23 protein-coding genes are annotated in these 24,422 nt (G+C 62.0%); 11 read left to right on the plus strand and 12 right to left on the minus strand.

Annotation, left to right across the window (positions count from 1 at the left end; translation table 11 throughout):
* The first annotated feature begins 318 nt into the window (after positions 1-318).
* Entirely contained in the window at positions 319-1,149 is an 831-nt protein-coding gene (locus tag AC56QP_RS33945; RefSeq protein WP_489861585.1) for a hormone-sensitive lipase, read from the plus strand.
* 47 nt (positions 1,150-1,196) lie between these two features.
* On the opposite strand, the gene AC56QP_RS33950 is transcribed toward AC56QP_RS33945, so the two are convergent.
* The 5 genes from AC56QP_RS33950 to AC56QP_RS33970 form a co-directional block, all read right to left on the minus strand.
* Positions 1,197-2,402: a molybdopterin molybdotransferase MoeA gene (locus tag AC56QP_RS33950; RefSeq protein ID WP_489861584.1), complete on the minus strand. Its 1,206-nt coding sequence runs from the start codon at positions 2,400-2,402 to the stop codon at positions 1,197-1,199.
* Positions 2,402-2,884 (minus strand): cyclic pyranopterin monophosphate synthase MoaC, encoded by a 483-nt coding sequence (gene moaC / locus AC56QP_RS33955; protein ID WP_489863453.1) that lies wholly within the window; start codon positions 2,882-2,884, stop codon positions 2,402-2,404. The genes AC56QP_RS33950 and moaC overlap by 1 nt, the downstream gene beginning before the upstream one ends.
* Before the next feature lie 66 nt (positions 2,885-2,950).
* On the minus strand, positions 2,951-3,799 hold the full coding sequence (gene trpC, locus AC56QP_RS33960) for an indole-3-glycerol phosphate synthase TrpC (protein ID WP_489861583.1): 849 nt from the start codon (positions 3,797-3,799) through the stop codon (positions 2,951-2,953).
* A 3-nt stretch (positions 3,800-3,802) separates the two neighbouring features.
* Entirely contained in the window at positions 3,803-4,813 is a 1,011-nt protein-coding gene (trpD, locus tag AC56QP_RS33965; RefSeq protein ID WP_489861582.1) for an anthranilate phosphoribosyltransferase, read from the minus strand.
* On the minus strand, positions 4,810-6,702 hold the full coding sequence (locus AC56QP_RS33970) for a SurA N-terminal domain-containing protein (protein WP_489861581.1): 1,893 nt from the start codon (positions 6,700-6,702) through the stop codon (positions 4,810-4,812). Before AC56QP_RS33970 ends, trpD begins: the two co-directional genes overlap by 4 nt.
* Positions 6,703-6,846: 144 nt before the next feature.
* Between AC56QP_RS33970 and tpiA the strand changes: the two genes are divergently transcribed.
* The 5 genes from tpiA to AC56QP_RS33995 all read left to right on the plus strand — a co-directional run bounded on the left by tpiA (position 6,847) and on the right by AC56QP_RS33995 (position 11,935).
* Positions 6,847-7,614: a triose-phosphate isomerase gene (tpiA, locus tag AC56QP_RS33975; RefSeq protein WP_489861580.1), complete on the plus strand. Its 768-nt coding sequence runs from the start codon at positions 6,847-6,849 to the stop codon at positions 7,612-7,614.
* A gap of 170 nt (positions 7,615-7,784) precedes the next feature.
* Positions 7,785-8,261, plus strand: coding sequence for a preprotein translocase subunit SecG (secG, locus tag AC56QP_RS33980; protein WP_489861579.1), 477 nt, complete (start codon positions 7,785-7,787; stop codon positions 8,259-8,261).
* A 211-nt stretch (positions 8,262-8,472) separates the two neighbouring features.
* Positions 8,473-9,594 carry a L,D-transpeptidase gene (locus AC56QP_RS33985; protein WP_489861578.1) on the plus strand — a complete coding sequence of 374 codons (1,122 nt, stop codon included), beginning with the start codon at positions 8,473-8,475 and terminating at the stop codon, positions 9,592-9,594.
* Positions 9,595-9,732: 138 nt separating this feature from the next.
* Complete coding sequence (gene pyrG / locus AC56QP_RS33990; RefSeq protein WP_489861577.1) at positions 9,733-11,370, plus strand: CTP synthase; 1,638 nt, start codon at positions 9,733-9,735, stop codon at positions 11,368-11,370.
* A gap of 25 nt (positions 11,371-11,395) precedes the next feature.
* Positions 11,396-11,935, plus strand: a complete 540-nt coding sequence (locus AC56QP_RS33995; RefSeq protein WP_489861576.1) for a DUF1697 domain-containing protein — start codon at positions 11,396-11,398, stop codon at positions 11,933-11,935.
* 33 nt (positions 11,936-11,968) lie between these two features.
* Here AC56QP_RS33995 and AC56QP_RS34000 read toward each other — a convergent pair whose 3' ends face one another.
* Positions 11,969-13,426 carry an NCS1 family nucleobase:cation symporter-1 gene (locus AC56QP_RS34000; RefSeq protein ID WP_489861575.1) on the minus strand — a complete coding sequence of 486 codons (1,458 nt, stop codon included), beginning with the start codon at positions 13,424-13,426 and terminating at the stop codon, positions 11,969-11,971.
* Between the two features lie 15 nt (positions 13,427-13,441).
* Here AC56QP_RS34000 and AC56QP_RS34005 point away from each other — a divergent pair, with 15 nt between their 5' ends.
* Together AC56QP_RS34005 and AC56QP_RS34010 are read left to right on the plus strand one after the other, a co-directional pair.
* On the plus strand, positions 13,442-13,660 hold the full coding sequence (locus AC56QP_RS34005; protein ID WP_497100909.1) for a hypothetical protein: 219 nt from the start codon (positions 13,442-13,444) through the stop codon (positions 13,658-13,660).
* A gap of 91 nt (positions 13,661-13,751) precedes the next feature.
* Positions 13,752-14,054 (plus strand): DUF982 domain-containing protein, encoded by a 303-nt coding sequence (locus AC56QP_RS34010; protein WP_489861573.1) that lies wholly within the window; start codon positions 13,752-13,754, stop codon positions 14,052-14,054.
* A 280-nt stretch (positions 14,055-14,334) separates the two neighbouring features.
* On the opposite strand, the gene AC56QP_RS34015 is transcribed toward AC56QP_RS34010, so the two are convergent.
* Positions 14,335-14,796 carry a pyridoxamine 5'-phosphate oxidase family protein gene (locus AC56QP_RS34015; protein WP_489861572.1) on the minus strand — a complete coding sequence of 154 codons (462 nt, stop codon included), beginning with the start codon at positions 14,794-14,796 and terminating at the stop codon, positions 14,335-14,337.
* A gap of 298 nt (positions 14,797-15,094) precedes the next feature.
* On the opposite strand from AC56QP_RS34015, the gene AC56QP_RS34020 reads away from it, so the two are divergent.
* From AC56QP_RS34020 to AC56QP_RS34030, 3 genes are all read left to right on the plus strand, one after another.
* Positions 15,095-16,297 (plus strand): MFS transporter, encoded by a 1,203-nt coding sequence (locus AC56QP_RS34020; protein WP_489861571.1) that lies wholly within the window; start codon positions 15,095-15,097, stop codon positions 16,295-16,297.
* Between the two features lie 1,037 nt (positions 16,298-17,334).
* A complete protein-coding gene (locus AC56QP_RS34025; protein ID WP_489861570.1) occupies positions 17,335-18,207 on the plus strand; it encodes a protein-L-isoaspartate O-methyltransferase family protein in 873 nt (290 codons plus the stop codon).
* Positions 18,208-18,745: 538 nt separating this feature from the next.
* Positions 18,746-19,288: a phosphatase PAP2 family protein gene (locus tag AC56QP_RS34030; protein WP_489863452.1), complete on the plus strand. Its 543-nt coding sequence runs from the start codon at positions 18,746-18,748 to the stop codon at positions 19,286-19,288.
* 95 nt (positions 19,289-19,383) lie between these two features.
* On the opposite strand, the gene AC56QP_RS34035 is transcribed toward AC56QP_RS34030, so the two are convergent.
* From AC56QP_RS34035 to AC56QP_RS34055, 5 genes are all read right to left on the minus strand, one after another.
* Complete coding sequence (locus AC56QP_RS34035; RefSeq protein WP_489861569.1) at positions 19,384-19,638, minus strand: DUF1344 domain-containing protein; 255 nt, start codon at positions 19,636-19,638, stop codon at positions 19,384-19,386.
* A gap of 180 nt (positions 19,639-19,818) precedes the next feature.
* Positions 19,819-22,473, minus strand: coding sequence for an FtsX-like permease family protein (locus AC56QP_RS34040; RefSeq protein WP_497109010.1), 2,655 nt, complete (start codon positions 22,471-22,473; stop codon positions 19,819-19,821).
* Positions 22,470-23,150 (minus strand): ABC transporter ATP-binding protein, encoded by a 681-nt coding sequence (locus AC56QP_RS34045; protein WP_489861567.1) that lies wholly within the window; start codon positions 23,148-23,150, stop codon positions 22,470-22,472. Before AC56QP_RS34045 ends, AC56QP_RS34040 begins: the two co-directional genes overlap by 4 nt.
* Entirely contained in the window at positions 23,147-23,806 is a 660-nt protein-coding gene (locus AC56QP_RS34050; RefSeq protein ID WP_497100908.1) for an ABC transporter ATP-binding protein, read from the minus strand. The genes AC56QP_RS34045 and AC56QP_RS34050 overlap by 4 nt, the downstream gene beginning before the upstream one ends.
* A 1-nt stretch (position 23,807) precedes the next feature.
* Positions 23,808-24,371 carry a hypothetical protein gene (locus AC56QP_RS34055; RefSeq protein ID WP_489861565.1) on the minus strand — a complete coding sequence of 188 codons (564 nt, stop codon included), beginning with the start codon at positions 24,369-24,371 and terminating at the stop codon, positions 23,808-23,810.
* Positions 24,372-24,422: the final 51 nt, after the last annotated feature.

The following is a 24,422-nucleotide window of genomic DNA, read 5'->3' on the forward strand; positions in this document are numbered from 1 at the left end:
GTCGCCGCTATCCCGTCTGCTGCCTGGCCAGTGCGCGAGGCGCCTGGCCGGATATGGTGGATCTGAAGGTCCTGCTTTTTAAGAGGAGGCTTCGTGCCGCCGGTCGCACCTCGCTTGACGCCAACCCGGACAGGGTGAGCATCCGCAGGGTTCGGGCCGCACAGCAGACCTCCCATTTTGTCGGCTGTTCGTCAGGCAGGATCGCATCAGTCGAAATTTGTTTCAAGCCTAAAATGTTTTGCGTGGAAGCATTGACGCAAGGCGCTGCGGTGGCCATTGCTAGCGCTGAAAAACGATGCCGTTTGGGGGAGGGTGCCAGTGCTCGAGCGTCACATTGTCGATTGGGACGGCGCCTATGCCAACGGCGCGAACATCGCCGGCAGCGACCGCTGGCCGGCGGCCTGGGTCGAACCGGCGCAAGCGTTTCGCAATGCACTTTCGGCAGAGGGCCGGGCACGGCTCGACATCGCCTATGGCGACGGACGTCGCAATCGGCTCGATCTCTTCCTTCCCAGCGCCACGCCCAAGGGGCTGGTGATGTTCATCCATGGCGGCTACTGGATGGCGTTCGACAAGAGTTTCTGGTCGCATCTCGCCAATGGCGCGGTCAGCAGCGGCTTCGCCGTGGCGATGCCCTCCTACACGCTGTGCCCGGAAGCACGCATCGCCGGCATCGTCGGGGAAATCGGGGCGGCGATCGCCAAGGCGGCAGAAATGGTCGACGGACCGCTGATGTTGACCGGGCATTCGGCTGGCGGACATCTTGCCAGCCGGATGGTGACGACAACCACGCCACTGGCGACCAATGTCGCGCGGCGTATCCGCCACGTCGTGTCGATTTCAGGCGTCCATGACCTGCGTCCGATCATGCTGACCGAGATGAACGCCACACTGGCGATCGATGAACATGAGGCGCTGACCGAGAGCCCGGCTCTTTTGCGCCCCATGGATGGTGTCCGCATCACCTGCTGGGCCGGTGGTGGCGAGCGCGCCGAGTTCCTGCGCCAGAACGCATTGCTTGCCAACATCTGGACCGGCCTTGGCGCCACGACCAGCACCGTGGTCGAGCCCGACCAGCATCATTACAGCATTGTCGACGGCCTTGCCAGTCCGGCTCATCCGCTGACCCGGACCTTGATCTCGGAATAGGACGAGATCATTTTCGTATTGTTGTTAATGGCTTATGTTGGATTCATTCAACGTAGCATCAGCACGCTGCAAGCCTCGCCCGCCGCGGCCGCGGGGGTAAATGGCGGCCGCACGATCAGCCCATTGGCGTCGGCCAGCATCCTCAGCATCGAGGAATCCTGGATGCTGAACGGCGTCGCAACCAGCCCGTCGGCATCTTCCTGGACCACGGCGCGCACATAGTCCTGGCGGAGATCATTGGCCGGCATTGCGGCGCCCAGTCGCGCCGTACGTATGTCCTGACGATGATTGCGGCCGCCAAGCCGCGCCAGCAGCGGCTTGAGGAACAATTGCGAGCAAACCAGGCTTGCCACCGGGTTGCCCGGCAGGCCGATGCACCTGATCTCGCCGAGGCGTCCGAACATCAGCGGTTTGCCGGGACGCATGGCGATCTTCCAGAAACCGAGATGCATGCCTTCGCCGGTCAGCACGTCATGGATCAGGTCATGGTCACCGACAGAGGCGCCGCCAAGGGTGACAATGACATCCGCACCGGCCGCGACCGCCTTCTTGACCAACGCGGCGATGGCCTCCTTGCGGTCGGCTGCAATGCCAAGATCGAGCGCGCGGGCGCCCACCGATTGCGCGGCGGCGGCGACGCCATAGGCGTTGGACGAGATGATCTGGTCCGGCCCGAGTTCGCTGCCGGGCGGCAACAGCTCGTCGCCGGTGGCGATGATGGCGACCAGCGGTCGTCGCACCACGCTCACTCGGGGATGATTGGCCGATGCCGCCAGCGACAGCGCCGCCGGATCGAGCAAGCGGCCTTTTTCAAGCAGGATGTCGCCCTTCGAAAAGTCGAGGCCGATGCGGCGGATGTTGCGCCACTCGGCTGTCGGCTCGGTCACTTCGATGTTGCCGACGCCGAGATCCCGGACATTCTCCTGGATGACAATCGTGTCGGCGCCGTCAGGCAGCGGTGCACCGGTGAAGATGCGCACGGCCTGGGCCTTGCCGACCGTGCCGTCAAAGCCGCGCCCGGCCGGTGCCATGCCGATCACGGAAAGCCGCGCTGGCACCGACGCCACGTCGGCGGCACGGACCGCGTAGCCGTCCATGGCCGAGGCGTTGAAGGGCGGCTGGGTGCGAAGCGCGACAACCGGTTCCGCCAGCACGCGATCCACAGCCTCGAAAAGTGGAACGCTTTCGCCTGCCAGCGGCACGGCGCCGTCCAGCAGGCGCTCGAGCGCGTCGGCGACCGGAACCAGCGCCATCAGGCGCCTGCCTTGTAGTCGCCCGACTTGCCGCCGGTCTTTTCAACCAGCCGGATGCCGGAGATGACCATGGCGCGGTCCACCGCCTTGGCCATGTCGTAGATGGTCAGGCAGGCAACCGAAGCGGCGGTCAATGCTTCCATCTCGACGCCCGTCTTGCCGGTGACACGCGCCAGCGCGGTGACCTTCAGACCCGGCAAAGCACGGTCGGGCTCGATGTCGACGGAGACCTTGGTCAGCAGCAGCGGATGGCAGAGCGGGATCAGCTCATGCGTCTTCTTGGCCGCCATGATGCCGGCGATGCGCGCGGTGCCGAGCACATCGCCTTTCCTGGCGTCGCCCGCGAGGATCATTGCCAGCGTCTCTGGCTGCATGGAGACAAAACCCTCGGCGATCGCCGTGCGCATCGTCTCCGCCTTGTCGCCGACATCGACCATGTTGGCCTCGCCCTGCGCGCCAAGATGGGTGAGGGCGGACGCCATCGTCAGATCGCCATAGAGCGACGTGCGTCCATTCGGACGCACAAAGTACGCTCTATCACCTTGAATCTATGCATCGTGCTCTCCGAAAATCGATTCCGATTTTCGGGCCGATGCATCCGGCGCCTTGCCTGTCAGGAGCATGTGCGTCGCCGCAGTGACGTCCTGTTGCCGCATCAGGCTTTCGCCGACAAGGAAGGTAGCGATGTCGCTCTTTCGCAGTCTCAGGCAATCGTCATGTGTGAAGATACCGCTCTCGCTGACCAGCAAACGGTCGGCCGGGACCATCGACGCCAGCCGCTCGGAGGTGTTGAGGTTGGTCTCGAACGTTCTCAAATTGCGATTGTTGATGCCGATCAGCCGCGACGACAGCTTCAGTGCGCGCTGCGTCTCGGCCTCGTCATGCACTTCGACCAGCGCATCCATGCCGAGATCGAACGCCGTCGATTCGAGGTCGCTCGCCAGGGCGTCGTCGACGCTGGCCATGATGATCAGGATGGCGTCCGCGCCCCATGCACGGGCTTCATAGACCTGGTAGGGATCGAATAGAAAATCCTTGCGCAGCGCGGGCAGGGCGACGGCGGCGCGCGCTTTGGTGAGAAATTCGGGCGCGCCCTGGAAAGACGGCGCGTCGGTCAGCACCGAAAGACAGGTGGCGCCGCCTTTCGCATAGGCCTGCGCCAGTGCCGGCGGGTCGAAATCCGCACGGATCAGGCCCTTGGAAGGACTCGCCTTCTTGATCTCAGCGATCAGGGCGAAGCTGCCTGACCTGCGCTTCGCCTCGAGCGCGGCAAGAAATCCGCGTGGTGCGTCAGCGTCTCTTGCGCGTGCCTTGATCTCGGCCAGCGGCACACGTGCCTTGGCCGCCGCGATCTCGTCGCGCTTGTAGGCCTCGATCTTGCGAAGAATGTCAGACACGCTCTATCCGTTCGAAATCTCGATCAGCCGGTCGAGCACCTGCAGCGCCCGGCCGCTGTCTATGGCCTGCGCCGCCGCCGCTATGCCGTCAACAAGCGTCGTCGCCTTGCCCGCCACCACAAGTCCGGCGCCGGCATTCATCAGCACGGTGTCGCGATAGGCGCCGGCAGCGCCGCCGAGCATATCGCGCAAAGCCCCAGCGTTGTAGGCCGCGTTGCCACCGCGCAACTCATCCTTGGTGTGGCGCGGCAGCCCAACGGCTTCAGGCGTCAGCGTGAAGCTGCGGATCTCGCCACCGATCAGTTCCGCCACCTGCGTCTCGCCGGTGGTGGTGATTTCGTCATAGCCGTCGCCATGAACGACCCAGGCATGTTCGGTGCCCAGCGCCTTCAATGTCTCGGCGACCGGCATGATCCATTCCGGCAGGAACACACCAACCATCTGCCTGACGACGCCGGCCGGATTGGACAGCGGGCCGAGCAGGTTGAAGATGGTGCGTGTGCCGAGCTCGCCACGGATCGGGCCGACATGCTTCATCGCCGGATGGTGCGCCGGTGCGAACATGAAGCCGACGCCGGCCTCGTGGATGCAGCGGCCGATCGTCTCCGGCAGAATGTCGATCTTGACCCCGAGCGCGGTCAGGACATCGGCCGCACCGGTCAGCGAGGAGAGGCCGCGATTGCCATGCTTGGCGACCGGGACGCCGCTGCCGGCGATGACGAAGGCCGATCCGGTCGAAATGTTGACGCTGTGCGAATTGTCACCGCCGGTGCCGACGATATCGATGGCGCCGGCGGGCGCGTCGACGCGAAGCATCTTGGCGCGCATGGTGGCGACGGCGCCGGAAATCTCGCTCACCGTCTCGCCACGCACGCGAAGCGCCATCAGGAAGCCGCCGATCTGGCCAGGGGTCGCGTCACCCGACATGATGATGTCGAAGGCTTCACGCGCTTCCTCAAAGGAAAGGGCGGTCCCGCCCGCGACCTTGGCGATATGGGTTTTCAGCGCGCTCATCTTGTCGAGGCTTGGGCAACGGCGGCCTGATCGATGCGAACGTCGTACTGCGTCTGTAACTGCGCCACCAACTGGTCGAGCAGATCGTCCGACATGCCGGAGGTGAAGGACTTCTGCGCGTCTTCCGGCACCGAGCTTGCCTCGGCGCCCGCGGGCTCGAACACTTCGGCGACCTTGAACAGGATCTGTCCATCGCCGGTAGGCGAGGGGATCAATCCGGTGCCGCCTTCGCCGACGCCGAACATGACCGCGGCGCCCTCCTTGCCGAAGTCGGCATCGTCGGCCTCACGCTTCAAGCCGCGCTTGGTCTGCTTTTCCAGCTTGAGGTCGCCGGCGATGACGTCGAGCGTGGCGCCGGCCTTGAGCCGCTTTTCGAGTTCACCTGCCTTGGCGGCGAGCCGCTTGGTCGTTTCGGCCGCCGTCCAGTCGGCGGCGACTTTCTGACGAACCTCGTCCAGCGTCCGGTCGCGCGCCGGCGTGATCGAACTGACCTCATAGAAGATGAAGCCATTGTCCGCCGTGGTCAGAGCGTCGTTCTCAGTGTTGGGTTCCGCGTCGAAGACGGCCTTGATCAGCTCCGGTGATTCCGGCAGGTCCTTGACGATGGAGCCGTCCGGCTTGAGACCACTGCGATCGATGGCGTCGATGGTGACGTCCTTGAGCTTCAGCTTGGCGGCGGCGTCGGCCAGCGAACTGCCCGAGGCGCGGGTGTCCTCATAATTGTCGTGCACATCCAGAAGGATGCGGCTTGCCTCACCGAGCGCCAGGTCCTTGCGGATCTGGTCGGACACTTCAGCCAGCGGCTTCACCACTTCGGGCTTGATCTCGGTGACGCGCAGCAGCACCGGGCCAAAGGTGCCCTGAACCACGGGGCTGACTTCGTTGGCGTTGAGCGCGAAAGCCGCGTCGGCGATCGCCTTGTCGGCGATCTTGTCCTTGGCGAGCGTGCCAAGCAGAGTATCGGCCGGGGTCTTGCCCTCGGCCGCGACGAGCTTGTCGAAGGTCGCACCCGCCTTGAGCGAATCGAACGCGGCCTTTGCCGCATCCGGCGTCTTGAACACGAGCTGCTCGATGGTGCGCTGCTCCGGCGTGGTGTAGCGCGCCTTGTTCTTGTTGTAGTCGTCGCTGACCTGTTGGTCGGTGACTGCGGTCGTATCCATGATGTCCGCCGGTTCGAGCCGGACATAGGAGAATTTGCGGTACTCGGGTGCGGCGTAGGTTTTCTTGTTGGCCTCGAAATAGGCCGACAGCACACTGTCGCTCGGCGCCTCGATCGGCTCGACCAGCGTCTTCGGCAAGGTCAGATAGTCGACGGTGCGATCTTCGCCGCGATAGAGCGCAACCGCCTTGAAGAAGGTGTCCGGCGCCTTAAGGCCATCCGAGACCGCCTCGACGATCTGCTGGCGTACCGCAACCTGGGCACGGTTCTTCAGATAATCCTCAGGCCGCATGCCGATCTGGCGCAGCATGTATTCGAATGTCCTCTTGTCGAACTGGCCGCCGGGTCCCTTGAACGCCGGGTCCTCGCGCGTCAGCTCGGCCAGCCGGTCCTTGGACAGGCCGAGGCCCAGCTTGCGCGCCTGTTCGTCGAGAACGGCACCTGAAACGAGCTGTGCCAGCACTTGATTGTCGACGCCAAGCGCCTTTGCCTGCTCGTGGGTGAGACGTTGGCCGAACTGCTGCGACATGACGCTGAGCTGGCGATCATAGGCGAGGCGATATTCGTTGATCGACACCTTGGTGCCGCCGGCGGTTATCACCGAATCATGGCCAGCGAAACCGCCCATCAGCCGTCCGGAAATGCCCCAGGCGGCGAAACTGACCACCAGCAGCGAAAGCAGCGTCTTCGCGACCCAGGTGCCTGCCGCGTTTCTCAATATACCAAGCATCGTTACTTCCGATTTATGCGCATTTTCGCGTGCGCCGAGTCTGAAACAAGCGCAATAGCGCCCTTCCGGTCCACTGTCGATTGCTTTGTGGCCTGATTTTGGTAGTGAGGGCCAGAGCCGAATATCGCCCGGAGAAGCAAACCCATGACGCCAGGAATTCGCCCGCTCGTCGCCGGCAACTGGAAAATGAACGGCACCAGCGCCTCGCTCAACGAGCTCAGGATGATCGGCAATGGTTTCATGAGCGGGCTTGATGCGGAAACCGAAGCGCTGGTCTGCGTTCCGGCGACCCTGCTTGCCCACGCCGCCGAGATCCTGTCGCGCACCCCGGTCCATGCTGGCGGTGAGGATTGTCACACAAACGAAAGCGGCGCCTATACCGGCTGTATTTCGGCCGAAATGCTGAAGGATGCCGGCGCGACCCATGTCATCGTCGGCCATTCCGAGTGCCGCGAGCAGCGGGGCGAGGATGACGCCACGGTCCAGGCCAAGGCCTCCGCCGCCTGGCGCGCCGGACTTGTGGCCATCATCTGCATTGGCGAGACGCAGCAACAGCGCGAAGCCGGCGCCACGCTCGAGGTGCTGTCGCGGCAGGTCGCCGGCTCGGTGCCGCCGAGCGCCACCACGTCCAACACCATCATCGCCTACGAGCCGGTGTGGGCGATCGGCACCGGCCTGACGCCGACCGCCGCCGATGTGGCCGAAGCGCATGAACATATCCGCGAAAAGCTCTCGGAAAAGCTTGGCGGCGTCGCGGCGAAGATGCGCATTCTCTACGGCGGCTCGGTCAAGCCGTCCAATGCGGTTGAACTGCTCGGCGTCAGGAATGTCGACGGCGCCCTGGTCGGCGGCGCCAGCCTGAAGGCGGCGGATTTCCTCGGCATCGCCGAGGCCTATCGCAACATCTCCTAGGGATATCGACCGCGCCGAACGGGGCTGATGGCGCTGGAAATCGTTGCAAAGCAGGTGTTGCTTCCCATATTCCGGCCACGGGCTTGGAAATGCCGTCAAAGCATTGTATTGAGCCGCCTCCAATTCACCGGTCGTGTCCGCGGCCGGGCAAGGCCTTGCCAGGATAAACTATGGAAACCGTACTGATCGTCATCCATCTCATGGTCGTGCTCGCCCTTGTCGGCGTGGTGCTGCTGCAGCGCTCCGAAGGCGGCGGCCTTGGCATCGGTGGTGGCTCGGGCTTCATGACCGCGCGTGGTGCGGCCAATGCGCTGACGCGCGCGACGGCGATCCTGGCGGCGGCTTTCTTCGTCACGTCGCTGACACTGTCGATCGTCGCCCGTTACGGCGAGAAGCCAATCGACATCCTCGACCGCGTGCCGGCGAGCTCGGACGGCGCTGGCAAGGGCGTGCTCAACCAACTGCCTGGCACGACCACTCCGGCGCCCGCTGGCAACGCCAAGCCGACGCCACCCTCCGGCAACGACGCGGCCACAACGCCTCCGGCGACTGCTCCGGCCACGGCCCCTGCCGCCGGTTCGACGCCGCCGGCGGCCAACGGCGCCACTCCTGCAGCACCGGCGACCCCGCAGGTTCCGAACCAGTAACCTTCGACATTTGCTGCCGCGGCCTGTTGTCGTTTGAACACAGTCGCGGCAAATGCAGCATGATCACGAAGATTCGAGCGGCTGCGGCGCGGCCTCGCGCTTGAGACGTCCGCGCTTATTCGACTATAGATTGCGCGCGGCATTTTCGGCGTCCTTGGGGGGCGCCGGGCGACGCCGTGGGCAACAAGCATTGAACGATCGGATCTTCGCCATGCAGCTTCGCAGCTTCATTTTCCTGGGACTTTGCGCCGCACTCGGCATCAGTTCCCCGGCCTTCGCCGGCATGCCGGCAAATATGGCCGCACATCAGTCGGTTGATAAAACCGATGCCATCAACGTCGCCGCCAAGAGTGATGCGGCGCAACTGAAGCTTCTCAAGAAGAAGAAAAACCCGACCCCGGACGATCTCGCCCAGATTAAGAAGATCGAGGCCAAGATCGTTGCCGACAAGGAAGCCGCCAAAGCCAAGGCGCTCGAAGCCAGGAAGCTGGCGATGCGCGAAGCCGCAAAGGCCAAGGCCGACGCCGAACGGCAGGCATTCCTGGCCAAGAAGGGCCAGAGAGAGTCTGCAACCGAGGTTGCTGACGCCAAACCAGCCAAGAAGACCGCCAAGGTGATCGAGCCGATTGAGCCGATCGAACCGATCCAGTCGGCCGAGCCTCTGCCGGCCGAGGCCATGAATGTCGCTTTGACCGGCAACAACGGCGAACTGCGCAGCGAGGTCGTCGGCCAGAAGCAGCCGACCGGCGGCCTGTTCGCCGGCCTCTTCGGCGGCACTTCGTCTTCCTCCTCGATGTCGCTGCTTCCAGAGACTCGTGCTCTCGACCAGGCTCTCGCCAAGAGGGAAGCCAAGAAGCAGTTCAAGGTGAAGCCGGAATTCGTGCCGCAGGACGTTGAATTCACCGGCTATGATGCCGGCACCATTGTCATCGACACCAGTGCGCGGCGCCTCTATCTCGTCGAATCATCTTCGACGGCTCGCCGCTACGCCATTGCGGTCGGCCGCGAAGGCCTGCAGTTCAAGGGTACGGTCGCGGTCGGCGACAAGCAGGAATGGCCGCGCTGGATCCCGACCCTGGACATGCAGAAGCGCGAGCCGAAGCACTACGCCCAGTACAAGGATGGCATGCCTGGCGGTGGCCAGAACCCGCTTGGCGCGCGCGCCATCTATCTCTACGACGGCAAGAAGGACACGCATTTGCGCATCCACGGCACCATTGCGCCGCAGTCGATCGGAACCAGCGCCTCGAACGGCTGCTTCCGCATGATCAACGAGCACGTCATGGACCTCTACAGCCGCGTCAAGGTCGGCACCAAGGTCGTCATCATCTGACGCCTGCATCCATCATGCCAAAAGGGCCGGCCTTGCCGGCCCTTTTGTTTTGCCTCGTCCACCACTTCGGCGCCTTCTTGGGAAAAAACCTTCGCGGTGGTTTTTTCTCTGGCGGAATCAATCCGGCCGCGTTAAGCGATGACTCCCATGGCGCGATATGTATTCATCACAGGCGGCGTGGTTTCCTCACTTGGAAAAGGCATTGCCGCAGCGGCCCTTGGGGCTCTCTTGCAGGCGCGAGGCTATCGCGCACGCATCAAAAAACTCGATCCCTATCTCAATGTCGATCCGGGCACGATGTCGCCCTACCAGCACGGCGAGGTGTTCGTCACCGATGACGGCGCCGAGACCGATCTCGATCTTGGCCATTACGAGCGCTTCACAGGCCGCTCCGCCAATCAACAAGACAACATCACCACCGGCCGCATCTACAAGAACATCATCGAGCGCGAGCGGCGCGGCGACTATCTCGGCGCGACCGTGCAGGTCATTCCGCACGTTACCGACGAGATCAAGAATTTCGTCCTCAACGGCAATGACGACTATGATTTCGTGCTCTGCGAGATCGGCGGCACGGTCGGCGACATCGAGGCGATGCCGTTTCTCGAGGCGATCCGCCAGCTCGGCAACGACCTGCCGCGCAACAACGCCGTCTACGTGCATCTGACATTGATGCCCTACATCCCGACGGCGGGTGAGCTGAAAACCAAGCCGACCCAGCATTCGGTCAAGGAACTGCGCGGCATCGGCATCGCGCCCGACATCCTGCTGGTCCGCGCTGACCGCGCCATTCCCAAGGAAGAGCGCCGCAAGCTGTCGCTGTTCTGCAATGTGCGCGAAAGTGCTGTGATCCAGGCGCTCGACGTGCCGCACATCTATGACGTGCCCATGGCCTATCACAAGGAGGGGCTCGATTCGGAAGTGCTCGCCGCCTTCGGCATCGATCCGGCGCCTAAGCCGCGCATGGAGCCCTGGCAGGCAGTGTCCAACCGCATCCACAATCCGGAAGGCGAGGTCACCATCGCCGTGGTCGGCAAATATACCGGCCTCAAGGACGCCTATAAATCGCTGATCGAGGCACTCTCGCATGGCGGCTTGGCCAACCACGTCAAGGTCAAGCTCGACTGGATCGAATCGGAGATCTTCGAAAAGGAAGACCCGGCGCCGTGGCTGGAAAAGGTGCATGGCATCCTGGTTCCCGGCGGCTTTGGCGAGCGCGGCTCCGAAGGCAAGATCCTGGCGGCGAAATTCGCGCGCGAGCGCAAGGTACCGTATTTCGGCATTTGCTTCGGCATGCAGATGGCCTGCATCGAGGCGGCGCGTTCCCTGGCCGGTGTCGAACAAGCCTCGTCGACCGAGTTCGGCCCGACCAAGGAGCCGGTCGTCGGCCTGATGACCGAATGGTTGAAGGGCAACATGCTAGAGAAGCGCCGGGAAACCGGAGATCTCGGCGGCACGATGCGGCTCGGCGCCTACCAGGCCGAGCTCGCCAAGGGGTCCAAGATCGCCGACATCTATGGCGACACGCAGATTTCCGAGCGCCATCGCCACCGCTACGAGGTCAATATCGACTACAAGGAGCGGCTCGAGGATTGCGGTCTGGTGTTTGCTGGCATGTCGCCTGATGGCGTGCTGCCGGAAACGGTCGAATACCCCGATCATCCCTGGTTCATCGGCGTGCAGTATCACCCGGAACTGAAAAGCCGGCCGCTCGATCCACATCCGCTGTTCGCCAGCTTCATCGAGGCGGCGGTGGAGCAATCGCGCCTGGTTTAGGCACGGCCAGGCGAGACCGCGCTTCATGCAGACCTATGTCGCGCTTCTCTACAGCATCATCCTCGGCGAGGGGCGCCGAGTTGTCATGTCCGACCTCAAGGCGATGGCGGAAGGCCTTGGCCTGAAGAATGTCCGTACGCTGGTGGCGACGGGCAATCTGGTCTTCGAAGCACCGGTGACGGAAATCGCCGGCCTTGAAGAACGGCTGGAAGCAGCCTTCGAGAGTGCCTTCGGCCGCCATGTCGACATCATCGTACGCGGCGCGGCCGATTGGCTGAGGCTTGCGGCCGGCAATCCGTTCGCGGACGAATCGGCCGCGGCGGCGGATCAGGTGGCGGTTCGGGTGATGCGGCAGCCGGTGCCCGACGAAGCCATCGCCACGCTCAGATCTTATGTCGGCGTGGGTGAAAAGATGCAGGCGGTCGGCGGCGACATCTGGATTTTCTTCTCCCGCGCCACGCCAAATTCACGGCTTCTGACGGCGACAAGCCGCAGGCGCCTGGGCATCGGCACCTCGCGCAACTGGAACACTGTGCGCAAACTGGCCGAGATGGTTGGCGCATAAGGGGCGGCATTGCGCCGCCCCTTACGATGCCTGTCAGGCTTTTGCTGTCCTGGCGCCGGCGCCCACGGCGGCGGTGCGCAGCACGTAGTAGATGGTGCCGGCGATGGCGACGCCGAAGAACCAGCCATAGACGCCCCACCAGGACGGCAGCCAGTTGGTGAAGTTGGGCAGGATCGACGAGAAGATGGCGCCGATGCCAGCGGCGATGAAGGCATTGACGTGCCAGCCGCCCTGGAAACGGAACTCTCCGTCCTCGCGATAAAGCGCCTCGACGTCGACCTCGCCCTTCCGGATCAGATAGTAGTCGACCATCATCACGCCGAAGATCGGTCCCATCGTCGCGCCGATGACGTTGACGAAGGAGGCCGCACTGCCTTCCCATGGCGCGAAGGGATAGAGCACAAGCGCGATCAGTGCCGCGATGTAGCCACCCTTCTTGAAGTCGATCTGACGCGGAAAGACGTTGGAGAAGTCGAAGGCCGGCGAGACGAAGTTGGCGACGACATTGATGCCGAGCGTCGCTACCGCGAAGGTCAGGGCGGCCAGCGCGGCCAGGAACCAGCTGTCGAATTTGGCCGAGATCTGGTCGGGGTGCAGCAGCACTTCGTGGTAGACGTCATAGGCGGCTATGGTGGTGACGCCGGCAACCAGCGAGAACAGGATGAGGTTAACCGGCAGGCCCCAGATGTTGCCCTTGCGCAGCGACGCCTGGTCGGGTGCGTAGCGGGCGAAATCGCAGAAGTTGAGATAGAGCGCCGAGAAGTAGGTGACCCAGATCGCGGCCACCGCGAAGAGCGCGGTCCACGAGCCAGGTTCTCCAGGCACACCTGCGTCCCTGGTCTTCTCCTTCAGCACGTCCATCGGGATATCGCTGGTGAAGGCGAAGGTTCCGGACTTGACGCAGAGATAGACCGCCAGGATCAGCATCATCACCCAGACCGCCGGCCCCGCCCAGTCCTGGAAACGGCGCACTGTCTCCATGCCTCGCTGGATGATCAGCAACTGCAGCGCCCAAATGACGACGAAGCAGATGACCTCCAGCCCGGAATGGCCGAGAAAATGCGTGTTGGCGTTGAAGTCGGCAAACCATTGCGAGCGGATCAACAGCGCCACGATGGCGCCGGAAGCGGCGGCCGTCTGGGCGCCGTACCAGAAGCAGGCGACGATGGCGCGCACCAGCGCCGGTATGTTGGCGCCCCAGATGCCGAAAGAGGCGCGGGCAAGCACGGGGTAGGGCACGCCGGTCTTCACCCCGGCATAGCCGACCATGTTCATCAGCGCATAGATGATCAGCGAACCGATGCCGATGGCGATGATGAAGTTGACGAAGCCGCCGCAGAACAGGAACAGGCTGGCCGCGAGATAATAGCCCCAGAGGCTGTGGACGTCCGATGTCCAGACGTTGAAGATCGAGAATGGTCCCCAGTTGCGGACCGTCGCCGGAGCGAGATCCTCGTTGTACAGGTCAGGCGATGCGCCTTGTATGATCACTGCGATGTCCTCCCCTTGATGGCCACGCGCTTCCGCGTGTTGGCCGCGCAAGTTAAGCCTGACGCAGGGGAACCGGCAACCAACCCATTTGCCGGCTTTGGCCTTAAAGATATTCAATCAGAACCGAGCTTATCAGCAGGGGTAAGCTGGGTGCTGGCATGCCTGCAATGGCGATTCGAATTTGCCGAAACAAGGGCCGAAGGCTGCCCGTTTCTTGCCACCAATCTTTTTTAAGCGGATCTTTCTTTTTCTCTGGAACCAAATGGCCATCCGGGAGTTTAATGGGGTTCGATCGAGCGGAGGGCGATCGACCGGGAGGAAACATATGGACCGCTTGCATTTCTTCACGCCCGTGCGCCTTGCGTCCGGGGTGGGGTACCCAGTTCAGGAAGTCGACAGCGTTGCCGAAGCGATGGTGTTCCTGCGTAAGTGGCCAACGGGGCGGCGCGGACCGGTTTATCAGTGCGCCTTGAATTGCTGCTCCGCTGCGCTGTCCGGCAACATGTCGGCCGAGGAAGCGAGAAAGGCTTTTACCGGATTTGCCCGCATCACCCGCCTGCTGGACGACGACATGGCGCTGCCCGTCGGTGGCGACCATATCGAAAACATCTACGCGTTGAGGCGGTAGGCGCCGAATTCTGTTGAGTTCGAAGGCTGCGCCCGTGATGGCTGCGGCAGGGTTTGTTGTGCGCCTCCGGTGAGAACGGCAAATGGGCCGGCCCGGAGCCGGGGCTTTCGCACGATTCTATAGCCCCCTTGCCACTGGCCACGCGCCGGGGAGCACAAGGCATCCTCACGCCGAACTGATGCAGCCGATCGGCGGCGCGCCTGCAATTCAAAGACTGAAAACAATCGTGTCGACGCAATCCACACTTGTGGTTCGGCGCATGCATCAAACGGTGGACAGCCTACTCGCTTGCTTCCCGGTCACTCGCTTCCCGGCCAGACACCTGTTCGATGAGGATCCGGAAGAAAACGTGCGGTATGCTATCTGACACGGGAGGCATTACAGGCTTGAGGGCACCTGGCTCCCACCAGTCCGCATGCTTGCTCAACACTGACCACGCGTGATCGCGCTGAAGCTTGTGGCCGACCCGGTCAGGCAGTTCTTCAAAGCGGCCGTCGACTACCACGCTTCTCCATCCTCGCCCCTGGCCGTGTTCGTCGATCTGGACGCACACAAGGGGATTGGTCCGCATCCAGTCGATCTTCTTCCCCGGCAAGGAGAACGCATAAAGGTGATAATCGGCGTAAGCGTAGTTGAAGCACACGACGTAGGGCTGTCCGTCCTTGGCACATGCCAAGTGGCCGACACGATTGGACGTCAGCAATTTCGTGCATTCCAATGCAGACAGTGTGCGGATCAGCATCGATACTATCTCCCATGCTGTAATTTCACACCTTGGCAGCAGCATTCGCAATGATTTGGGTCAAACCGCCGCGTCTGTTTGGTCAACAGGGTTCCGGCCGTGCTTCGGAGCGCAGCAACCCGCGGGTGCAGCCGGACCGTGATCGCGGGACCATCGCAAATGGCTGACATGACGACGGCCGGACCGTTGCTCCACTAGGTCGACCGCTTGTTCGTGCGGATCAGGGCGCGGGATCGCAGGACCCGAACACGCACCTGCTCGCTGGAGATGATCAGGAAAAAGCCGGAGTTAGCAAGCCATGGCCATTGCAACGAGGCATCAACTCTTCGCCGGGCTCTCGCGCAATACGTTTCTTCTGGCCTTGGCCAGCCTGTTCGCGGACATCTCGACGGAGATGCTCTATCCGGTCCTGCCGATTTTCCTCACGCAGACCTTGAAGGCCAGCGGGAGCGTGGTCGGCTTGGTGGAGGGCGTCGCTGACGCGACGCAGAACATCGTCCAAGGCTTTTCCGGCTCGCTCTCGGACAAGCTGCAAAGGAGAAAGCCCATCGCCCTGGCGGGTTACCTGCTGGCCGCGATCGGCAAGCCAGTTATGGGCGTCGCCACGATTTGGCAAGGCGTTCTGGGCGGGCGATTCCTAGATCGGCTCGGCACCGGTACCCGTTCGGCCCCGCGCGATGCGCTTATCGCCTCCTCCGTGGACGAGGCGAACAGGGGAAGGGCCTTCGGGCTCGAAGGAGTTGGCGATAACGCGGGCGCGTTCCTGGGGCCGTTGCTCGCTGTCTTGCTGCTCATCGTATGGCATCTCGACACGCGCCTGATTTTCTATCTCGCGGTTATTCCAGGTCTTCTCGCCTTCCTGATGGTCCTTCTCGTCGAGGAACGGCCCGTCGAGCTGATGGCGAAAGCGAAGATCGACGTCAGCTTCAGACGATTTCCCAGGGCCTACTGGAAGTATCTCCTGGCGACGGCCCTGTTCGGCATCGGCAATTCCAGCAACGCCTTTCTGATCCTGCAGACCAAGGATATCGGCGCCTCATTGACGGCGACGATCCTGATCTATGCGGGCTTCAACCTTGTCGCTGCGCTGGTCTCCTACCCGGCGGGGTTTCTATCGGACAGATTGGGCAGGAGAAACATCCTGCTCCTGGCGTTCGCCATCTTCCTGGTCACCTATCTCGGCTTCGCCTTGACCCGGCACGTCGCCCTGATCGCGGTGCTCTTCGTGTTTTACGGGCTCTATCAGGGGATATTCCGCTCCGTTGGCAAAGCGTTGGCGAGCGACCACGTGCCGGAGCAGCTTCGCGCCAGCGGAGTCGGCTGTTACAACACGACGGTGGGGTTGTTCGGTCTGGTAGCCAGCCTTGTCGCCGGATGGCTCTGGGACGGGGTCGGCCACGCCGCCGTGTTTCTCTTTGGCGCTGCTTGTGCAGTTGTGGGCAGTCTCGCCCTGCTGATGTTGGTTGCCGACGTCAAGCATCTTGGAACGGGCGGACGATGAGCGTTTGACGGAAGGGCTCTTCTCACCTTCGAGCTTCGGTGGCGCAGAGGCAAATTTGACTGGACGGCTGGTGCTCGAAAAGGTAACGAACGCAAATGTCAGATATGCAACTAGCGATTGCACCCATGATGGATGGGGCAGATAAATAAGCATAATCAGCTAGTTACGGGATTTTGTGTGCAAAACGAGCACACGAAAGTTCTGCTTCTCTTCTTTTTTCGTTCCCGCGAAGGAGCCGCCGAAAGCCCGTTTTCGGACGCTCTTCTGCCGAGATTTTGGCCGCTCCGATGCGGATGTTCGCCGGGATATCCGTGAACCTCATTGTCCGCCGCGGCGTCCAGTTTGCCTGGGGTTCTTGGAAGCTTTTCGAACTTTCTGCCTTGCGCCTCCAGCCGAATTGAGCGCGCTTATGAAAGAGATTGGGAGGTCCAGCCACGCGGCGGTACAAACTTGATCATCCGAGACGGCCGCTCACCGCGGGGGGGGGTGAGTCGGGAGGCCGCTACATCGTGCGACCCTCTATCGAGAGGGGCGTTCTTTTGCTATCGTCGGCGTGCAGCGTGACAGCCAAGTCTAGATCGCGCGCGACACGAGGACTCTCCAGACACTGGGCCTTCGGGATTGCGCTTTCCGGCGGGGGATCAGAAGCGCGACCTTCGCCATGGGCGTTCTCGTCTCGGTGTCTAAAGAAACCTCCCCAGACCCATTCATCGTACTTCCCACGGCGTCCGCTGCCCACAGCCGATTGGCAAATACAATAGTGCCTTCGCGTGTAAAGTGCGGTGCGTGTGGCGGCCAGGAATGGCGCCAAACCTTACAGTTTTGTATTGTGCAGGCAATCTAGCCTCAAACCGTCCTATGTATGTCTTGTACCGTCGGAACTGTCCGGATGATTTCTATACCCCTAAGGTTAGGCGACGCGGCCCACAGCATCGAGTCCCAAGGTGGAACCCCGTGGCAGGACATCCAATGCTGGAAGTGGACAATGGAGCTGCGGCATTGGTCAACGGTTCGCTGCTCTGGAAGGGTCAAACGCCATGGTGCTCAGCCGACGCGAATTGATGCTCTACGGTGCCGGAGGGCTGGTCTGCGCGGCCTTCTCGACCCACGCCGAGGCCAAGGTCCAGGCGCCGCTGACCGATGGCCCTCCGTTGTCGGGCAAGGCTGATTACATCCAGTGGATGCAGAAGAACCGTGGTGAGACGGCTAGTTTCCTGGGACAACGCTGGGACCGTCTCGAACAATTGATAGTCCACAAGGACGTGTGGGACGATCGCAACAAGCGCGCCTATCTTCTGACCCCACGCGAGCGCTTCGTCACCAAGGCGAACATCGCGCGCGCCTATGAATGGCACTATCTCGACATCGGCTATGGCGTGACCATCACCGGCCCGCATACGGTTGCCCGCATGACCAATTCCATCGACGTGCGCCAAGGCGACAAGGTGCTGGAGATCGGCACCGGCTCTGGATACCAGTCCGCCTATCTCTCCTATCTCACCGACAAGGTGTATTCGATCGAGATCATCAAGCAGCTGGCCGCCCGCACGCGCGGCATCTATGACGGGCTCATCGCCGACGGCTACACCGAATACAAGCATATCTCGACCCATACGGGCGATGGCTATTACGGCCTGAAGGAAGAGGCGCCGTTCGACAGGATCATTGTCACCTGCGGCATCGACCACATCCCGCCACCGCTGCTGCAGCAGCTGCGGCCCAACGGCATAATGGTCATCCCAGTCGGACCGCCCGGCGCCCAGCATGTGCTTAAGGTCACCAAGAAGCAGGCCGCGGACGGCAGCTTCACTGTCGCGCGATCGGACATCTATCAGGGAGGCACCTTGTCGTTCGTGCCACTGACCAAGCTCGGCGAGTCAGGCATAGTCGGCACCCACAATGGCGGCTGACGATGCGTGTCGGCCCGGCAATACCTGACAGGATACGGCAGGCCCTTCGACAAAGCCCGGCGGCGACCATGCATGCGGAATATGCCTGCCTAGCCTTTTTGCCAATGGCCGCCATTTTGTGAAGCCTAACGAGACGGTATTCATGCCAATAGGCAATAAGCAACCCCAGGACTATCAACGATGCCGGATATGCCCATAACTGGTTTTTCAGCAAAGCGATCACGAGGGCGATTTTTACGATCCCATGACTGAGAAGTTAGAATGCGTAAAAATCCTGGGTAGTGACCGAGACGTTGCTCGCCAGCACCATCGGATGGCTGGCGATGAAATCTGGGGGTCCTCTACGAGCTCTTCCGGTGTCAGGCTGTTGGCCAGCGAAACGATCGCGTTTGTGCTGACGAACGCCAGTACGACGGCGCCTACGCATTCAATGAGCGCGTGTGCGCCCTTGAGCAGCAGGCTGACCTCGAAAATCTGATGGACACTATGCTCGTTCATGGGTCTCCTGATTGGCAAAAAACGACGACAAGGCAATTTCATGGACGTGGCGATTACGCAATGGATCAACGCGGCAGCGGGAACCAGCCCCGAACTTGACAAGATGATGGTCGGGGTGACGACGTTTGGTGTCCCATTTCTAATTGCCTGCGTAGCCTTGCAATGGTGGAGCAAGACGGACCGGGTGCATGTTCGCCATGCGGCGATCGTTGCGGGACTGTCGTTCTTGACCGGGCTGGGCGCCAACCAGGTTATCCTGCTTTTTGTGCACCGTATGCGGCCCTACGAGGCTGGAGTCACCCATCTCATAATCCCTACCAGCGCTGACTGGTCGTTCCCTTCGGATCACGCGACCGCCGCCTTCGCGATCGTTGCTGCTTTTGCGTTTCAAGCCTTGCCAAGCCGTGCGCTCGTCTTCGCCGCAATAGCTGTCCTTGTTGCCTGGTCCCGGCTGTTCGTTGGGACACACTACATGACGGATGTCCTTGGCGGAGCGCTCACGGGTATCTGTGCCGCCGCGCTAGTGTCCGCGCTCTATCGGGAAGGCAACAGGCTTGACCGGATTGCAACAGGGATCCTGTAAGCGATAGGTAAATCCCAGACATGGGCGAATCCGGCTGCCCTTCAAGGAGAGGAACCGGGCTGGCAGAGCCAACCCGGTCTTTTGTTTTGTGAGGCCTACTTGGCCTGATGAATGCTTGAAACCGACAGCTTGCCGGCCTTGGTAGTGTAGGTGACACTCACCTTTTCACCGACTTTCAGCGTCTCGGCTTCGATGCCTTCCGGGAGGGTGAAAGTCCGCCCGTCGGACAACGTGATCGAGTCACCATTCTTGTCGACGCTGGTGATCGTGCCGGTGGTTGCCTTGGCAAAGGCTCCCGTTGAGGTGGCGACTGCCAGGATCATAGCGGTAGCGATGACTGATTTCTTCATTTTCATTTCCTTGTTGGGTTGTGATGCCGCAACGGGCCTTGAGCCCAGGCGGCAGCTAGGGCGATCCGGAGTAGCTCGGCTTCCGGATCATCTCTCTCACCTTGAGAGGATGGCGTGAGCCTAGGCTTGAGAGTTTTCAGGGGGATGGCCGCTGCATTACAATTGGGTAAGCATAGGCTGTCAGATATCCCGCAGGTGCTCGGCGTCGTGCCCGGGCGAGGGCCTCGCCGACAAGACCGCAATGACGACCGATGCGATCACAAGACTGAGCACGATTGCTAGGTAGGTCCATGGAATCGAAAGCGCCTCGGGCGGAGGATCGAACACGCCGGTCAACAGTTTGACCAGCATCCATGCCGTCATGAGACCCGAAGCCACACCGAATATGATGCCGCCGACAACAATGAGAAGGCCCTCGCTCCAAAGGAACGCGGCCAGTTGCCGGGGCTTGGCGCCGACGGCGCTCAAAATGGCGAAGTTCCGGCGGCGTTCGATGAACCCCAGCGCCAACATCAGCCCGGCCGCAGCTGCCGCCATGACGACAGAAAACCCAAGTTCGATCGTCGTCAATCCGCCCAGGTCGACGGCGGTGAGGCTCGAACCGATGAGGTGCTTCGCCTGGCTGATGTCGGAAACTTTCAAAGACGGGTCGATAGCGACTGCCGACGAGGCCTGTCGTGCAAGCGCGAGCGGATCACCTTTTGCTCTCATCAACACGTACTCGGACACATCCGACCCGGTCATGCGGGCTACATAGGCGGCATTGGCGACGAGGAACGGATCCTTCGGCGCGGTCGGAAATTCGCGCGCCACACCAATGAACTTGAACGGAACCGGATGATACTGGTGATCTCGTGCGTTCATGAGCCGCAGATTGATCGTGTCGCCTAGCTGGAGCTGAAAATCCTGTACGGTCTCCTCCGACACGAGCACGCCTTCGGGCGACGCGGCAAGGCGTTGCAGGATCTCGATCGCGCTGCCGCCGCTGAAATAGGCATCGGATAGGTTCGTTGCGCGTTCGATGCGCCCGGGATTGATGCCGTAGAGATCCTGCAAGTCCGCCCCGACATACGCGAAGCGATGCTGCATGGGCTCCGCCGCGGCTGCTTCTGGCGATGTCGCCAAGAGGCCCAAATGTGTCCCTGCCGGCCTGTCCGACGTTCCGAACACAGTGACGTCGGATCCGTTGGTGAGTTCTGCATCGATGCGGGCTTGTGCGTTGTAGGTGGTGTTGAAGATGGCGGTCGACGTGGCGAAGGATATCGCCAGCGCGGTCATCGCGATGCCGATGGTCAAGCGCCGCGGCTGTCTCGACAATGCGGCCGACACGATGGAAGCAAGTGGTCCAGAGACTGGCCTGACGATACCTTGCAACATGACGCCGTTGCGCGAGATGATTGAGGCCGACAGGCGGATAGTGAGCAGGGCTGTGCCCAGCCAGAACAGCGCCGGCGCTATGAACGCCTTGTAGTCGACCGCTGTTGCGGCGACGCCTTCAGGCGCAAGCACGATCTGATATCCGGTGCTCGCCGACTGCCAGAAGAACAGCCCGGCGGCGGCAAGCAGGACGATGTCCAGCCACAGGCGCTGCCAGAGCGGCGCATCTGTTCGGACGACGGCGTGACGGGCAGAACTTACCGTGCTCCAACGCGCATCGCGCCAGGCTGGCCACAGGAAGGCTGTGAAGCCCAGCAACAATCCCGCGCCCACGACAAAAACCAGCATCGGAACGCTTACCGATGTTGTTTCGAGCATGCCGGGAGCCAGAATGCCGAAGACCACTGTGCCAGCAATCCCGATCCCGGTGCCGCCGATCGCCGCCATTGCGGCCTCGGTGGCCGACAAGGCCATGATTCTGCGGGTCGTGGCGCCGCGAACACGGAGCAGGGCCTGCTCGATGCGCCGGCGTGCGGCGCCTGACGATGTCACGGCAAAGGTTAGGACCACGGCCAGTGCGATGCCGGGCAGGCCCAAAAACAGGAACAGGACGGAGGCGTAGAGCGCATCCTGGCGGACGGCGTCAAGGCGGGCACCGAGATTGTTCGCGACCAGGGCTTGACCCGCGACCTTCGCTTCAAAATTTTTCTCCGCGCCGGTAACGAAATTGTATGCCGAGACCGGGTCGGGCGGTAGCATGGCGTGAGCAAGTTGCACATGTAACTGCAGCCTGGCGGTGTCAGGTCGCGTTTTCTGCTGAGCATCAAACAATTGCTGCCAGTCTTGCTCCGGCAGGATGAGCACGTTGTCCGGTGGCGCCTGGGGAGCTGCCTGAGGCGGCAAGCCCACCGCCTGGAACAGGGAATCCGCATCGGGCAGATCGATCACACCGGCGACCTTGACGTCTACTGAGGGCAGCCCGATCCGCTCGATCGAGATCGTGTCACCAGGGCCAACGTGAAGGTTAGCCGCCGTTTGCTGGGCGATCAGCACGCCGTTGGCATCCCCGGCAAGTGGCCGCACTTCCGCCGGGAAGTCCTTTAAATAGCCGCTGTCGAAGGCGATGACTTGTCCCGGTCCCGTGGTCTGTGTTGTGCCTCCCGTCTGCGCCTCAAAACCTGCGACATCGGCATAGCGGACGCGGTGGACAGTCTTCACCCGCGCGGTATCAATCAACGCCTTGCCAACAAGGTCCGGATCCGCCCCTGGGATCACTAGAACCTGCCAGTCGATCGGGACAGCCGAGATGGCCCGGGCCGTCATGGAATTACTGGCGTTGACGAGGAACAGGCCCACCACAGCGAGAAGCATGACTGCCAGTGCCACGCCGGCTGTAGAGCCGGCGACACGTAGGAAACGGCGGGCGAGTATCCCACGGACCCAGAGGAGATATATCATGCCGCCTCGTTCCTGCGACGACCACTAACAAGCCGTCCATGATCCATTGTCCAGCGCGTCGCCATCCGGGCGGCCACCGCCTCGTCATGTGTCGCGATGACCAGGGCCACGTCTGTGCCTTCCAGTCTCTTGAGAATAACGTCGAAGAAGAGTTGCGCTGTCACGCTGTCCAACTGCCCCGTCGGCTCGTCTGCCAGGATGAGTTTTGGTCCTATGGCAAGGGCGCGAGCCATTGCTACCCGCTGTGCCTGTCCTCCAGACAACTCCTCCGGCAATTTGTCCTTGACATTGCCAAGGCCAAAGGAGTCAAGAAGCGACATCGCCGTGGCATTGTCCGCGGGGGCTTTGCCGCCCAATATCAGCGGCAATTCGACATTCTGAACCGCTGTGAGCGCTGGGAACAGGCTGGGGGTCTGGAATACGAATCCGATCCAGCGTGGCCTGAGTTCCTCGAACGAACCGAGGCCGGGCCATTCCACAGTGCCCGTTGTCGGCTTGTCCAGTCCGCCGAGAATATGCAGCAGGGTGGACTTGCCGCTGCCGGAGGGTCCAACCAAAGCAATGCGCGCACCACTGACGATCTCGCAGTCGACATTGGCCAGGACCGTAACCAGGCCGGCGTTGCCATCGCGGAAGTCTCGGCCGAGGCCTTTGCCAACAACGAGTGTCTCACTCACCTGACAATCCTCCCGTCTTTCAGCCTGACGATCCGGTCGGCTCGATGCGCCAGCGCTTCGCTGTGCGTTGCCAGCAGGGTTGCCAATCCCGCCTCGCGTCGCGCCTCGAAATGGCCGATGAGCCTGGATTCCGTCTCGCGATCGACTTCGGCGGTTGGTTCATCGGCAATCAAAATGGGGGGGTCGGCGGCCAGTGCCACGGCGAGACCGGCACGCGCCGTTTCGCCACCTGAAAGCTGGGTTGAAAATGCCGTTGCACGGTGCGAAAGGCCGACTCCTTCCAGGAGGGCGGCAAGTCGTTTTTCGTCCGGGTTTCCGGCCAGGAGCATCTGGAAGCGAAGGTTTTGTTCGACGGTCAGATGCCCGTATAGGTTCCCCGACTGCAGGAGGATGCCGAAACTGGCCGCACGAATGAGCGTGCGCGCGGCTTCCGACCGCCGGGTCAGCCGTACTCCGGACACTTCTACATGGCCGCCATCGGGCTCGTCCAGACCGGTCAAACAGGACAAAAGCGTGGACTTGCCGCTCCCTGACGGCCCGGTTAGCGCAACAATCTCGCCCGCCGCCAGCTGAAAACTGACGCCGCGCAGTGCGGCGGTCTCGTCATCCCCGATGTGGAAGAACCGATAGAGCTCATGCGCTACAAGGATAGGCATGTCACTTCCACTTGAACGAGTTGGACATCAGCTGCCATTGATCGACATTGTCCGCGCCCTTGGGCGCATAGAGTTCGAGCGTGACGAGCTTGCCGTCCTTGAAATAGAGGTAGCGCTCGTTCTCGAGCCGGATTTGTTTGTTGGTGACGGCGTTGGGTTCGGAATTGGACGTATAGACGATGCGGATCGCCGAACCCGCCGGCAGCTTGACCTGCTTGACCGCAGTGACCTTGACGGCGCGTTCGGCCGTTTCCAGCTCCGGAACAGACGTTGCCTTGACGCTCTCGACCGTCGGCGCGGCGTCTGCCTTTGATGCAGAAACAATGACGCCGTCGAGCTTATCGATGAAGCTTGCGCCGTCCGCATGATCCGACCGCGCCCAGCCCTCTGGCACCTTCATCGTGAAACCCAGCGGCGAGGCGTAGTCGATGAAGACCTGGGAATCCGGGATATCTCCGGGAGGGTTCTTTTCCGTGGGGACAGCCTTTTCAGCGGCGGCTGCTGCCTGGGCGCCGATGGCGGGGAAGAATACCCCCATGGCTCCCAAGGCCATGGCGAGCGTCAAAGTAGGCAGAGTGCGGGTGGTTGGAGAAATACGTTTCATAGTTGTTGCGGC

This window comes from Mesorhizobium sp. RCAM 05104, from assembly GCF_059683645.1.